The sequence below is a fragment of the Paenibacillus sp. FSL F4-0122 genome, assembly GCF_038002845.1.
GTDB lineage: Bacteria > Bacillota > Bacilli > Paenibacillales > Paenibacillaceae > Paenibacillus_AQ > Paenibacillus_AQ odorifer.
Genome location: NZ_JBBODI010000001.1, coordinates 2525576 through 2539841 on the forward strand (window position 1 = coordinate 2525576; position 14266 = coordinate 2539841).

Sequence of the window (14266 nt, forward strand, 5' to 3'; positions counted from 1 at the left end):
TATGATATTTTTTCCTCTATCACTCCTACAATTATACCTAGGTCCTAAATAGATTTGATTACAAAGGCGGTTACAGTGTTGTTGCATAGATATGCAAAAGGTATATACTTTTTAACCATTTTGTACGATTAAGACACTAGCATTAAGAATGTAAAGTAATTACGGTGAGCTCGGGGCGACAATTAAAACGAACAGGCATACGAGTTACTCCTATCCCGCGAGTGGTGTAGACCTGAAGTTGGCTGTTGGGCAGTTGATATAATCCACTTGAATATTTACTTCCGTGAGGCGGGGTATATAAAGCTCCGACAAAGGGAAGCCGCACTTGGCCTCCGTGGCTATGGCCAGACAATTGCAGATCTATAGGCAGCTTGCAAAAGTCATCGGCGAAATCAGGTTCATGGGCAAGGAGAATTGTGCAAGCCTCTTCCGGGATATGAAGCAGCGCTTGGGCAATGTCTGCTTTTCCGACCCAAGGATCATCTATTCCGGCAATATAGAGCTTGTCCGTACCTTGGGTTAAGACGATATGTTCATTATGGAGCACGTGGAAGCCCGATTGTGTTAGCCCTTTCGTTACAACCTTTCTGGTCCCAAAAGCATCATGATTTCCTAATACTGCATATTGTCCAAAGGGGGCCCGCAATTGAGAGCACAAGGCTACGGCTTCTGAAATATAATCGGCTGAATGATCTAATAAATCGCCGGTGAAACAGATCAGATCTGGATTTACATGTTGAATTTGCTGCGCTAACTCCGTTAAAGCTTGCGGCTTGGAATATACCCCCTGATGTAAATCACTAAAATGAACGATACGAAATCTATCGAAGGCTGGAGGAAGTCTAGGAAGTGTAATATCTACATATTTGATTTCCAGCCAGTAGGGTTCGATCCAATGTGAATAGATGCCGGATGCACCAGCTGTCCCAAGAAGCCCTAGAGTCAATTGAGCGCTTTTCTTTAGAAATTGTCGTCTGCTAATAGTATTCATAAACAAATCATACGTGGGGATTGTTACTCTACTATGACAATATTCATTTAATAACCCATTGTGACGATAAAACTACATATACATTTTTTTTATATGGGAGATGAAGAGATGAGTATTATCGATGCCTTAGTCCTCGCAGCACCTTATTTCAAAAAGATTCACTCGCAGGATATTATGATTGGAATCACGGACAGGGAGATCTTCCATTATTACGCACCAAGTAAAGTTATTGATCTCGGATTGGTTAAGGGTAACCCTATCCCGCCTGAAGATCTGTCGCTTTCAAATGGACTGAAAGGTATAGCAAGCTCTAACCGAATCCCAGCAGAAATTTATGGAGCTCCTGTAATCTCAACATGTGTACCTATCTACGGAACGGATGATGATGTAATCGGGGTTTTTGCCATTGCCTATACACTAGAGAACGAGAATAAGCTTGAAGGATTCACAGATGAGATTAATGAGATAAGCAGTCATCTAATGGAGATGGTGCAGAGCGTAGCTGCCCAATCTCAGGAATTATCAGCTACTTCGCAGCAAATATTAGATAATACGCGTAGAGCCGTAACGGAATCACAAGAAGTGAATAAGGTTGCCGGCTTCATTCGTGAGATTTCTGAGCAGACGAACCTGCTTGGGCTGAATGCGGCAATTGAAGCCGCTCGTGTAGGAGAGCAAGGGGCTGGTTTTGGGGTGGTTGCTACGGAAGTACGCAAACTGTCCGTTAACACTAAAGAAGCAACCCATAATATTGAAAAATCACTGAGTGATGTTCAAAAGTCCATTAAGCAAATGGAGCAAGAAATTGAAGCGATCTCTGCTTCTTCACACTCACAAGCAGAATTGGTCACTGAATTCAGCGGTGTCATTGAGCGCCTGAATAAAGCGAGTAATGAAATGACGTCCTTTATGCAATCCATTATCCAGTAGATAGTGAATGCATAAGATTACTTCACCCAAACCATGCTAGAAGAGAACAGGCGCATTTCAGAAGGGAGCGTATTTCATTTATGAAACAACCCGATTCCAGTCTGCAAGCGAATGACAATGTAACTCAAGCCAAAAATTCTTTGGGCAAGCTTCATTTCTCTGTCTCTCAGGCACTTAGTCATCCAACAGAACAGACTTTGGCACAGGCTGAGAACCGCCTGGCACATACTGAGCAGGCGATTCAGCAAGCTCAGGACTGGCTAGGTCCTCAAGGTGTGGAGTTGGCTGAAGAACTGTTGACCGAGGATAAGAGCAGACTTGCCTCATTGAATAAGCAAGGGAAACGTTCAGAGCGCTAAATGTTCCTGCCGCAACCTGTGAAGCTCCAAGCTTCACGGGTTGTTCTTATGCGCTGTTCCCTGAAAGATGTGGCATAGGAAGAGGGATGTTATACTGGATTGAGAGTTTAAGCAAGGGTGTAGATGGGGGATTAGGGATATGAATGGCAAGCACATCGAAGAATTAACCCGGCAGGCGGAAGCTTTCATTCGACAATGTTACGCTGAACTAGACAAGTCTGAAGCCGAGACGGATCATCGCATCCTAGCCGTACATGAGGAAATTAACCAATCAGGCAGTTACACACATACAACGGAAGAATTAGCGCATGGTGCAAGAATGGCCTGGCGCCACAATAGCCGCTGCATTGGGCGTCTTTTTTGGCAATCCATTGAGCTGGTCGATGAACGCCAAGCAGAGACTGAGGAACAAGTTGCTGAAGCGTTGCTGCGACATCTGGAAAAGGCGAACAACGGAGGACGTATACGTTCACTCATCACGGTCTTCCGCAGCGGAGAAGATCCGAATCAGCGGATTCGGATCTGGAACCACCAATTGATTCGTTATGCCGGGTATCCTGGCGATGAAGAACACGGACGCGCTGGCGATCCGGCATCGGATGAATTCACAAAAATATGCCAGCAACTAGGTTGGCAAGGAACAGGTGGCGGTTATGATGTGTTGCCGTTAGTGATCAGTATTGGCAACGGGCATCCTTACGTTTTCCCTATTCCTGATCACCTCATTCAGGAGGTACCGTTAACACATCCTGAAATTGAACGTTTTGCTGAGCTTCAGCTCCGTTGGTATTCTGTACCCATTATCACGGACATGCAGTTGGAAATTGGCGGTATTCTGTACACGGCTGCTCCTTTTAACGGTTGGTACATGGAGACTGAAATCGGCTCGCGTAACTTGGGGGATACTGGACGATACAACACTTTGCCAGCTATAGCTGATGTGATGGGACTGGATCGCTCCAGCAACACAACGCTTTGGAAGGATCGGGCGCTTCTTGAGCTGAATCGCGCAGTGCTGCATTCCTTCAAGCAAGCAGGGGTCAGCATCGTGGATCACCATACAGCAGCAGATCAATTTGTTCGATTCCAGCAACAGGAGAACGAGCAGGGGCGCCAAGTCTCAGGGCGCTGGTCCTGGCTGATTCCGCCTATGTCACCTTCGTCTACACCGATTTGGCATGATCGTACGTTAAAAGAATATGATTTCAGCCCTCGTTTTCTTTATCAACAATCACCCGTCGCAACCTGCCCGTTTCACTAGCTAACGAAGGCAGTATATAGGTCGTAACTTGAATCTGGATAGAGGCATTTTCCTCGGAAATGTCTCTTTTTGTTTGACTATAGAAAAAGCGCCAAGTTCCCCTCCTAAGGAAACTGGCGCTTTTTAGGCTTTTAAATGATCCAGAAAAATTTGTTTAAGTAGCTCAAGCTGATCGTCGGAGTCTAGATCCGATTCCAGCAGGAGAATGTTTTTTTTCATCGTTAGTTTTCTGGAAAAGAGGGCAAAGCTATTCATGAGCGTAATTAAGGTCTCTTTTACGGGGAGACCCGCACGAATAGAGCCGTCTTCTACCCCATTTTGAATGATCCTGGAGTATTCATGCCAAATTTTGCGGTTGAGTGCATTGAAGCTCAGAACATCCTCAACAGGCTCACTTGAGTGTGAGGCGTAGCTTTCGAAATTGACCATAAAAATAATACTTAGATGATTTTGATCCTGAATAAAAAAATCAAATAATTTCTCGATTTGTTCAAGACAAGTAAGGGGCAAGTCCGCTACGTATTTAAAATGATCGAGCATAGGCTCCAGCATTCGGGTGGCTACAGCCACTACGAGTTTTTCTTTTCTGGGAAAATAGCGAAATAACGTCGCAATCCCGATGTTGGCTTCGCTTGCGACATCTTGCATCGTCGACTTTTCGATTCCTTTTTGTGAAAATACTCGTTCTGCGGATTCGAGGATCGTAATTAATCGTTGTTGCTTACCATCGGATCTTTCTTTTTCGTATCGTGTTTTAGGATTCATGAGGGCTAGACCCTTCCATTTTTTGATTGGGATTTTCAATTATTAGTATTATATCCACCGTTTATTGGATTAAGCAAGGAGTAGTTGTAGTTCTTTTACAAAAATGATATGATATATATCACAGTGATAGTGTGACTATCATCACTCAAATATTATATCACAATACGATTATAGAGGAGACCTAATTATGAATCGTCTAACTAATAAAGTAGCAATTATTACAGGTGCAGGCAGTGGCATGGGCCGTGAAGAAGCCCTTTTATTGTCCAAAGAGGGCGCTACAGTTGTGGCAACTGATATTAACGAGGCTGCCGTACAAGCAGTTGTGAAGGAAATTGAAGCAAATGGTGGACAAGCAGCAGCTTATGCACATAATGTGGCTTCCGAAGAAGACTGGATCAAGGTTGTAGAAGATGTGATTAGCAAGTTCGGGAAAATCGATATTTTGGTAAACAATGCAGGGATCTCATTCCCGGTTCAATTGCTCGAATCCACTGTTGATCAATGGAACAAAGTAATGAACATCAACGTGAGCAGCGTATTCCTTGGCATGAAGCATGTTGTTCCTCAAATGAAGAACAATAAAGGTGGTTCCATCGTTAATATTTCATCCATCGCAGGTTTGACTGGCAGCAGCGGTGCTGGTGCTTATACAGCTTCTAAAGGTGCAGTTCGTATGCTAAGTAAAGCAGCAGCTGTAGACTTTGGTAAAGATAACATTCGTGTGAACTCTGTTCACCCAGGATTTATCGAAACCCCAATGAGTGCTGAATTTGTAAATAACGAAAAAATGCATAGCTTCTTTATGTCTCAGACTGCGCTGCCACGTGTTGGTCGTGCTTCTGAAGTAGCTGAAGCTGTATTGTTCTTGGCTTCTGATGAAGCTTCTTACATTACAGGTGTTGAGCTGCCGGTTGATGGCGGAGTTGTAGCTAAATAATAGTCTCTAATTAAGAAACATTAAGAAGCCGTCCCATACGTAGATTTTCTCTACGCACGGGATGGCTTCTTTTGCTGTTTTAAGCCCATTTCTACCGAACTTTAGCCTACACCCCTGCATACCATATAGCACTCGGATAGTAGGAGAAGGGTGTGGTGCAGAGATGGGCATCCAGTTAACAGCGCTCCATTATGTATATCTGGCATTTATCGTATTTATAATGGCACTTCTGATCAAGAGACGGGACACAACGATGATCTGTATTGCGGGCATCTTTGTACTTGGGTGGTTAGCCACGGAGACCGTCAGTGGTTCAGTCACAGGTATATTCAACTCTTTTGTATATGCAACCAAGGAGCTAATGGGTACGATCATGATTATTTCGATCATAGTAGCCATGAGCCGGGTATTAACACGCACGGGGATTAACGAGATCATGGTTGCTCCACTTACCCGCTTTTTGCGCACACCGTTCATAGCCTTTTGGGGGATCGGTCTGATTATGATGGTCACCTCATGGTTCTTTTGGCCTTCACCTGCAGTGGCCTTGATCGGGGTTGTGCTGCTGCCGGTTGCCATTCGAGTGGGACTGCCGGCTCTTGGAGCGGCGATGGCAATGAATTTATTTGGCCACGGGATTGCGCTCTCAGGTGATTACATTATTCAAGGTGCACCTAAACTAACAGCAGATGCGGCCGGACTTCCAGTGACCAGTGTCATGGAGGCGAGTGTTCCGCTTGTAATTGTTATGGGCGTGGTGACTACGATAACGGCGTATTGGATGATGCGCAGAGATCAGAAGAAGGGAACTTGGCGAGACGGGCTTATTGCCGGGAAAAGTGCCGTGAGTGCGTTATCTGCAGAGAATGATACGGCAGAGGATCCAGCGGTGATTCATCCAGCATTGAAACAATGGCTGGCCATCGCCATTCCCATCCTGTTTTTAGCCGATGTAGCAGGCATGTTCCTGCTCGATTTGCAGGGTGGAGACGCAACTGCCTTAGTTGGTGGTACTGCGGTATTCATTCTGGTTGTAGTCACCTTGTTGGCACATCGTAATAAAGGATTGGAGCAAGTAACCTCTTATCTGATTGATGGACTTACGTTTGGCTTCAAAGTATTTGGTCCTGTGATACCGATTGCCGCTTTTTTCTATCTGGGGGATTCGGCGTTTGCTGAATTATTCGGCAAAGTGCTGCCCGCCGCATCTCAGGGGATTGTAAATGATCTAGGGGTCGCTCTAGCTCATAACGTTCCTCTGAACGGCGCTGTGGGTGCAGTAACCGCGACCATAACCGGAGCCATTACAGGCCTAGATGGTTCAGGGTTCTCGGGCATTTCACTTGCCGGGTCCATTGGGAAATTGTTTGCTGTGGCCACACATTCCGATGCGGCGACTTTAACTGCGCTAGGTCAGGTAGCTGCCATTTGGGTGGGTGGAGGCACGCTGATTCCGTGGGCATTGATTCCGGCCGCCGCTATTTGCGGAGTAAGCCCCTTTGAGCTGGCGAGACGGAATGTTAAGCCTGTATTGATTGGGCTGGTAGTCACGACGATTGTCGCCATGTTTCTGGTGTAGAGGTTGGATAACTATAGGAAACCAAAAAAAGGCTGCCGAGAGAATCTCGGGCAGCCTTTGGGTGTGTTTAATGTATCCCTTTCATGAAAGTCTGAATTTTGGAAGAGAATAGGAAGAGGATAAGCGCAAGGATAAGGGCCACTCCACCAATTACTCCAAAGTACATCATTTCGGTATCCGGGGTATAGAACTTCACAATCTGAGCATTAATTGCTTGGGCAGCGGCATTCGATAAGAACCACATACTCATCATTTGAGCGGTAAAAGCCGCCGGTGCCAGTTTGGTCGTTGCTGATAAACCCACAGGGGACAAGCATAACTCCCCGATTACGATGATAAAATAGCTGAGTACCAGCCATAATGGATTCACAAGTGAATTAGCTCCACCGAAATAAGCAGGTACTAAAATCACCAGGAAGGATAAACCTGCAAACAATAAACCAAGCGAGAACTTTTGCGGAATCGAGGGTTGACGGTTACCGAGCTTTAACCACAACCAGGCAAATATAGGTGCAAGAGTGATAATAAACAGCGGGTTAAGCGATTGGAACCAAGCAGGAGAAATGTGTAAGCCTGCAAAATCCAATTGGGTCCGTTTATCAGCAAAACTAGCTAGAACTGTGGAAGTCTGCTCTTGAATCGCCCAGAACATAATCGATGCGATAAATAAAGGAATGTATGCGAGAATTCTTGACCGTTCAACGGCTGTTGTTTTGGGACTGCGGTACATCATAATGAAATACATCGTAGGAATAAGTAAGCCTAATACCCCTACTATTTTTATTAATGTTTCAAAGGTAAGCACTCCGGTAAGAATGCCGATCGTAATCAAAATCGCAAGTACAACTAATCCTACACCAATCCAAGTAAAGATTTTTTTCTTCTGATCTGCAGGAATAGGGTTGTGTACAATCGTACCGGCCAGACCCAGATTTTTTGTGCGAGTCATAATATAAACGACTAGTCCAATAAACATTCCGACTGCGGCAATCGAGAAACCTAGATGGAAATTATTCATGCCTACTGCACCAACAATTAGTGGGGAGAGAAATCCTCCCAGGTTGATGCCCATATAAAAAATGCTGAAGGCAGCGTCACGGCGGTTATCCTGCTCGCTATAAATTTCGCCGACAATACTTGAAACATTGGGTTTCAGTAGACCCGTTCCGAGTACGATTAAAACCATCGAAGCAAAAAACAATGTGGTATTGCCTGGAATAGCCAGTAGTATATGCCCGAACATGATTAAAACGCCGCCGTAGAAAACAGCCCTCGAAGTCCCGAGAAGCCGATCTGCAAGCCAGCCTCCGATGATCCCTGACATATATACAAGCGATCCATAGATAGACATAATAGAAAGTGCCATATCTTCAGGTAATCCGAGACCGCCTTGGCTCACTTCATAATACATGTAGTAGACAAGGATAGCTCGCATGCCATAATAAGAGAAACGCTCCCAAAATTCTGTGAAGAAAAGGGTGAAAAGTCCCTTAGGATGTCCGAAGAAACCCTTTTGCGGGACACTATCTACTATTTTTTGCCGGTCTGTTACTGCCATGAATCAAATCCTCCTAGATGACAAATATCTATATATCATGATGCAAACGCCTCTATTTTATTTATAATCCTCTCCTGTCTAAGACCGCAACCCTTGGGCAGGAAGGTTTTGAATAATGCCATATTTTTTAGTAATATTTCCATTAGATCAATCGAACTTGCTTTTATTGTATTTATTTGACTGGGCCAGATTGAATGGTCTTACTTAGCGATTTATGATACTATTTACTCCTATATAGAAAGAGGACGTGAGCTAATGATCAACATAACGATTCCCAAAGCGGATGTTAGTATTACTAAACAAATTAACCCGCAGTTAAGCAATATTTACGGATTTACTGATTTTCACCTGATTCCGAGAGATTACGGCGGTATCTTTATGTTCTACAATGATCAAGATGAGTTGTTGTTTGTAGGTAAAGCGAGAAAGTTAAGACCAAGAATTAAAAAACATTTTGAAGACACCGTATCTGACATCAAGCAACATCGGGACGAGGTCACCAGAATTGATGTATGTTTAATCGAAAGTCCAGTTCATAGAGAGATCTATGAAACCTATATCATTAATGAACTGAAATCTAAATACAATGTAGACAAAGTGATGTTTAGATAATAGTTAGACTCAGGCGCCGTCCACGTGATGGTGCTTTTTTTGTGTTCTGAGATCAGCTGTGAATGAAATGGAAGTAAAGGTGCACAATATACAAGATATTCAAATCCATCACTGTTCACAAGGAGATAGGTCATATTGAAAAATAAGAATTTGATGTTGAAGCTAACCTTATTGTGTATGTTTCTGGTTGTAAGTGTTACACCTACAATTGCTGATGCTGCAGCGGCTAAAGAGAAAAAGAGCTCCCACAAGCAATGCTTAACCCCTTCCGTAATTGAGCTTAAGGATAATCTTAGGAAGTTATGGATCGATCATGTGGTATGGACAAAAAACTACATTGTTAGCGCCTTTGCAGATTCCGAGGATAAGGAGAAGGTACTGGCAAGGCTGTTACAGAATCAGCAGGACATAGGGGATGCCTTTAAACCGTATTACGGTGAGGCAGTTGGAGATAAGGTAGCTCAATTATTGCGGGAGCATATTCTTATTGCCGGAAAAGTCCTAGATGCTGCGAAGGCTGGAAATCAGGCCGATGTGGAAAAATACAATAAAGAGTGGTATACCAACGCCGATGACATTGCCAAGTTCCTTAGTAGTCAGAATCCCAAATATTCTTATGAACAATTAAAGGAAATGCTTCATGAACATCTGGAATTGATTACTGATGACGTGACGGCTAGAGTTAAAAAGGATTGGGATGCCGAAATTGTCGCATTTGATAAAGGGCTGGAGCATATGATCATGTTCGCAGATATCTTAACCGAGGGATTGATCAAACAATTTCCCGATAAATTCAATTGAAATCAAAGCACCCGAAGGGGTGCTTTTTTTATTTTGCAGAAGAAAATAGGTCTTTAGGTGCATTTCAGAAAGTTAGATATAAAGGCTCACTTACATACAAGATAAGTAAACTATAATAGACTCGTGGGCACTCGACATTTTTTGACATTTTTTTATAATTGAGGTGATAAAATCGATGATTTCCCCCTTTTTTAAAAAGAAAGATTCAGTGGATAAGCAATCCAAGTCGGATATGGTTCAAAAGGTACAGTTATTAGATGATCAGGTCGAAGAAATAGAAGAAAAGACCTCGGACGAGACTTTAGCTGGATTGGTTACGACAGGCAAAGCTCAGCTTGATAAAAAATCACTCGATTTGATCTTCTCCGTGGAGCAGATTATTCAGGCCAGACAACATGCGGAGACCAATATTAATGAGCTTCAGGATCGGTTGACCCATTCCAGCAGTCATGTGGAGCGATTAAACCGGGATATGAAAAACCTTAATAAGGTCATTGAGGAAAGAGAAAAGAATGTCCGCGAGCTTGAGCATAAGTTGATTGAGAGAAATTTGAAGGTCGATCAAGTGCTGGAGGATTACCGCGAGCTTCAAACTGCGCTCACAGCTGAGCTCGAGGAATTAAAGAGTACCATTGAGCTGGAGCAGCAAAAATATGTAAATCTGATTCAAAAACATAACGAAGCCCATGCAGAGAAACTTAAAAAGATGAATGATCTGGAAGAGAAAATCGGACGGGTTGAGATTGAGAATGCACATTTAAAACAAAAGTACGATACGATTCGCCAAGAAAAGGCGTATCTCTCGGGTATGATCAGCGATTTCACCAATCGGATGACGGTTCCTTTTGGGAGTGGCAGTAGTCTGACGGATCGAAATGATGGAAACGGAGATACATAGGATTCATGGCATCTAAGGAACCGGACACCATTCTAATGATTGAGTTACTGTCGCTTGAGCATGAACAGGCCGGTTATCAGATTGAGGTAGGTCTAACCCGTAATGTTGGGTACGCAAGAAGCAAGCTCACCATAGATGAATTTACATACGAACAATTGAAGGCGCTAGGTCCCTTTTCCGGAGGGAGAATGAGATTGTCGCTGTATCCGAAGTGGGATCCGTTTCGGAATAGTTACTACAGCACGCTGATTATAATGAACAGAGCTTACAGCGAAACATTGTATTTTGCCTGTTCTGAAAATTATGTAAACCAACTTCTTCAATTAAAGCAGCAGGACTATCCTCAAGCAGAAGAGGAGAGGGTAGTTCAGACCATGCTTCCCTCTACAGAACCAGGGCATAGGATAAGCAGAAAGAAGACCAAACGAATTGGACTGGTTGCACTGCTGTGTCTCATGTTCGCTTGTTTGATATTTGTGTTACCTCTGCGAATGGATGGACAACTCGTAGATAGTGCTGAAGCGCTGGAGGAACCCGTATTAGGGGCCGACTCTGAGCCATTACTTTCGGTGCCGTTCGTTACCCTTGCGCAGACGATATCGGTTCATAACCAGCAAGCCGAGCCTACACCAGAACCTTCGGCCCCTCCTCAGGAACAGACATTGCCGTACGAGAAGTATGAATTACCCGAGAATGAATTTTTGTATAGCTTGCCAAAGGGTTACGTTGCCTTGTCATTTGATGATGGACCGTCAAAGTATACGAAAGAGATCGTAGATATTCTAGTAGAACATAAGGTGGCTGCCACCTTTTTATTCATTGGGAATAAGGTAGCTCATAATGCGGAAGCCGTTAGGTATGCTAATGAGCATAAGATGTCGGTTGGGAGTCATTCGTGGGATCATAGCAAAATGACTGCTAATAGCGTTGAGGAGAACCGGAATAACTTGGCGAAGACTAATCAGGCGCTGGAGCAAATTACACAATCGCCGATTACTATTTTTCGGCCGCCATATGGGGCGATCAATGACAAGTTAACCGCCAAGGTGACGGAACAGCAGATGAAGGTATTATTGTGGAATCGTGATCCCGAGGATTGGAACGTCAAGAACCCAGAGGATATTCTTCAATATGTTCATCATGCCGATCCGTCCGGCGGAGTCTATCTATTTCACGAAAAGAAGATTACTGTAGAAGCTTTGCCTGCTATCATTAAGTATTTCCAAGAGAAAAACCTGAAATTTGTTGTGTTTAAATAGAATCAGAGAATCCATGTTATTGCAGAATAAAAGTGGCTGTTACAGGGTTGTGATCACTGTGTTCGAAGGATAACTCATGACCCTGTACGCCGCTTATGCTGATGTTTGGTGAGACTAGAAAGCCATCAATCACTGCGCGGAAATTCACACCTTCTGTATAGGCAACATCGAGCGTCCGGACGGAGGGTACCTTGGCATCTACAGCCCACTGAAAGCCCTGTTGAAAATGTTCAGGGAATTCTTGCAGCCATTGCGGCCAATCCTGCGTTGTCTCGAAAGCATCAGGAGCTGTACCCGGAAGGGAATGGTTCCAATCTCCCCCTAAGATGAGGTAATTCCCTTTGTTATTCTCCTTCTTGATATAAGCCGATAAATACTCCAACTGCTGTTTACGAATCGTTCCGCCTTGGTCAAAAGCTGATAAATGAAGATTGATCAGAATCAGTTCTTTTCCGTTATCAACGGGCAATCTGCTCTCCACAAAAGCACGATCGAGATCAAACTGTTGGCGAGGCCAGGTTTCTTTGCCCGGGAGATCATATCTAATATTACTTGTGCTGTTAAAACGGGATAAAGTTAATAAACCGCTGTTCACCGAGCCCATCGGATCAAGAACTGGAAGCGGTACCCAAGGTACCTTGTAGTTGGTCGCGAAAACATTGCTGTAATCAGCGAACTTATTCGACAAGAAAGAGACTTCATCTATACCGTTGCTACGGGAAGAATCGACGTCGACCTCCTGCAACATGAACAGGTCCGAGTCTGTAGTTGTCATAAGGGACGCTACGGCCTCAAGGTTTGTCTTCGTTTGTTCCCTACTGCTTGAGCGTGACTTTGTTCCGCCATCCATAAAGAAATCTTGGCCTTTATCCAACCCGGCGTAGCCAATATTAAAGGTGGTTACCGAGAAGGACTCTCCCTGCTTCAGTACTTGCTGCGGATTATTGTTTACAGTAAGGGTAGTAATCTCCTGTGGTTTGTAGTCAGTGAGGGTAATATACACTAAAAAACCACCAAGGATTAGAACGGCAGCTAGAAGGGTGAGACTGATTGCTTTTATTCTTGTTGAACCCATATGATTCCATCGCTCCTTAGATACATGTTCATAGAACAGACTTTAATGGTGTAAACTTCGACACTACCCAATAACTCCCCTTGTTTTAATAAAAAAAATTTGAGACAATGAGTAGTGATGGTCTGAACTTTAACGTTTTGAAAAGAGGATAACGAATGAATATAGAATCCATTTATGGATTAACTTTTGATCAACTGGCGGCATGGCTGTTAGAACGTGGACATAAAAAGTTTCGGGCTACGCAGGTCTGGGATTGGCTTTATCGGAAGCGGATTACAGACTTTTCGGAAATGCTCGATGTAAATAAAGATTGTGTAGAATTATTAGAGCAGAATTTTGTCATTCATACCTTGGAAGAACATGTGAAGCAGGAATCTGCGGATGGAACGATTAAGTTCCTGTTCCGCCTAAAGGATGGCAACCTGATCGAGACAGTGCTTATGAGACAGAAATACGGCTTGTCTGTATGTGTAACCACGCAAGTGGGCTGCAATATCGGCTGCAGCTTCTGTGCAAGTGGGCTGTTGGCGAAGAGCCGGGATCTCTCCAGCGGAGAGATTGTGGAGCAGATTATGAAGGTCCAGCAGCATCTGGATGCGGCGAACCTGGATCAAAAGGTCAGTCACGTCGTAGTGATGGGCATTGGCGAGCCATTCGATAACTTTAAGAACCTGCTCGATTTCCTGGCGATTGTCAAAGATCACAAGGGACTAGCAATTGCGGGTAGAGGGATTACCGTATCAACGAGCGGATTGGCTAACAAAATCGTTGAATTTGCGGATGCGAATACGCAGGTGAACCTGGCGGTTTCTTTGCATGCCCCTAATAATGAACTGCGGACGCAGATCATGAAGATTAACAAGGCCATTCCAATAGAAAAGCTAATGGAGTCTATAGATTATTATTTGGAGAAAACCAAGCGGAGAATTACGCTGGAATACATTCTGATGAAGGATGTAAACGACGGCAGAGAGCATGCGCTTGAACTGGCCGAGCTGATTGGCGATCGACGCCCGCTCGTCAATGTGAATTTGATTCCTTATAACCCGGTGGATGAACACAGCCAATATCAAAGAAGCGAGCGGGAGACGGTGCGGGCCTTTTTTGATACCTTGAAGAAGCAGGGTGTCAGCGTAAGCACTCGTCTGGAGCATGGTGTGGATATTGATGCTGCCTGCGGACAGCTGCGAAGCAAACAAATCAAGAAATCCAAAGCCATGGCTTGATGGACTACCTCG

Annotated in this window: 14 protein-coding genes; 10 read left to right on the forward strand and 4 right to left on the reverse strand. The window is 44.1% G+C overall.

Features of this window, described 5'->3' with window-relative positions; translation table 11 throughout:
* Positions 1-142: 142 nt before the first annotated feature.
* A complete protein-coding gene (locus MHH49_RS10795; RefSeq protein WP_341122367.1) occupies positions 143-991 on the reverse strand; it encodes a metallophosphoesterase in 849 nt (282 codons plus the stop codon).
* A 108-nt stretch (positions 992-1099) separates the two neighbouring features.
* Between MHH49_RS10795 and MHH49_RS10800 the strand changes: the two genes are divergently transcribed.
* The 3 genes from MHH49_RS10800 to MHH49_RS10810 all read left to right on the forward strand — a co-directional run bounded on the left by MHH49_RS10800 (position 1100) and on the right by MHH49_RS10810 (position 3541).
* Positions 1100-1921: a methyl-accepting chemotaxis protein gene (locus MHH49_RS10800; RefSeq protein WP_036682244.1), complete on the forward strand. Its 822-nt coding sequence runs from the start codon at positions 1100-1102 to the stop codon at positions 1919-1921.
* 80 nt (positions 1922-2001) lie between these two features.
* The gene (locus MHH49_RS10805; protein ID WP_038573810.1) at positions 2002-2280 is read left to right on the forward strand and encodes a hypothetical protein; all 279 of its coding nucleotides are present in this window, start codon (positions 2002-2004) and stop codon (positions 2278-2280) included.
* Between the two features lie 139 nt (positions 2281-2419).
* Complete coding sequence (locus MHH49_RS10810; protein WP_341138121.1) at positions 2420-3541, forward strand: nitric oxide synthase oxygenase; 1122 nt, start codon at positions 2420-2422, stop codon at positions 3539-3541.
* Positions 3542-3664: 123 nt separating this feature from the next.
* Here MHH49_RS10810 and MHH49_RS10815 read toward each other — a convergent pair whose 3' ends face one another.
* Positions 3665-4306 carry a TetR/AcrR family transcriptional regulator gene (locus MHH49_RS10815; protein WP_076274859.1) on the reverse strand — a complete coding sequence of 214 codons (642 nt, stop codon included), beginning with the start codon at positions 4304-4306 and terminating at the stop codon, positions 3665-3667.
* A 187-nt stretch (positions 4307-4493) separates the two neighbouring features.
* On the opposite strand from MHH49_RS10815, the gene MHH49_RS10820 reads away from it, so the two are divergent.
* Both MHH49_RS10820 and MHH49_RS10825 read left to right on the forward strand, forming a co-directional pair.
* On the forward strand, positions 4494-5246 hold the full coding sequence (locus MHH49_RS10820; protein ID WP_038573803.1) for an SDR family NAD(P)-dependent oxidoreductase: 753 nt from the start codon (positions 4494-4496) through the stop codon (positions 5244-5246).
* A 163-nt stretch (positions 5247-5409) separates the two neighbouring features.
* Positions 5410-6825, forward strand: a complete 1416-nt coding sequence (locus MHH49_RS10825; protein ID WP_326046178.1) for a hypothetical protein — start codon at positions 5410-5412, stop codon at positions 6823-6825.
* A gap of 67 nt (positions 6826-6892) precedes the next feature.
* On the opposite strand, the gene MHH49_RS10830 is transcribed toward MHH49_RS10825, so the two are convergent.
* Positions 6893-8383, reverse strand: coding sequence for a peptide MFS transporter (locus MHH49_RS10830; protein WP_036682231.1), 1491 nt, complete (start codon positions 8381-8383; stop codon positions 6893-6895).
* 255 nt (positions 8384-8638) lie between these two features.
* Between MHH49_RS10830 and MHH49_RS10835 the strand changes: the two genes are divergently transcribed.
* From MHH49_RS10835 to MHH49_RS10850, 4 genes are all read left to right on the forward strand, one after another.
* Positions 8639-8995: a nucleotide excision repair endonuclease gene (locus tag MHH49_RS10835; RefSeq protein ID WP_036682230.1), complete on the forward strand. Its 357-nt coding sequence runs from the start codon at positions 8639-8641 to the stop codon at positions 8993-8995.
* 135 nt (positions 8996-9130) lie between these two features.
* A complete protein-coding gene (locus MHH49_RS10840; protein ID WP_235219468.1) occupies positions 9131-9796 on the forward strand; it encodes a glycosyltransferase in 666 nt (221 codons plus the stop codon).
* A gap of 175 nt (positions 9797-9971) precedes the next feature.
* The gene (locus MHH49_RS10845) at positions 9972-10694 is read left to right on the forward strand and encodes a hypothetical protein (protein WP_326046177.1); all 723 of its coding nucleotides are present in this window, start codon (positions 9972-9974) and stop codon (positions 10692-10694) included.
* A gap of 5 nt (positions 10695-10699) precedes the next feature.
* Complete coding sequence (locus tag MHH49_RS10850; protein WP_036682226.1) at positions 10700-11953, forward strand: polysaccharide deacetylase family protein; 1254 nt, start codon at positions 10700-10702, stop codon at positions 11951-11953.
* Positions 11954-11969: 16 nt separating this feature from the next.
* Here MHH49_RS10850 and MHH49_RS10855 read toward each other — a convergent pair whose 3' ends face one another.
* Positions 11970-13028: an endonuclease/exonuclease/phosphatase family protein gene (locus MHH49_RS10855; protein WP_326046176.1), complete on the reverse strand. Its 1059-nt coding sequence runs from the start codon at positions 13026-13028 to the stop codon at positions 11970-11972.
* Positions 13029-13183: 155 nt separating this feature from the next.
* On the opposite strand from MHH49_RS10855, the gene rlmN reads away from it, so the two are divergent.
* Positions 13184-14254, forward strand: a complete 1071-nt coding sequence (rlmN, locus tag MHH49_RS10860; protein WP_036682223.1) for a 23S rRNA (adenine(2503)-C(2))-methyltransferase RlmN — start codon at positions 13184-13186, stop codon at positions 14252-14254.
* The last annotated feature ends 12 nt before the right edge of the window (positions 14255-14266 follow it).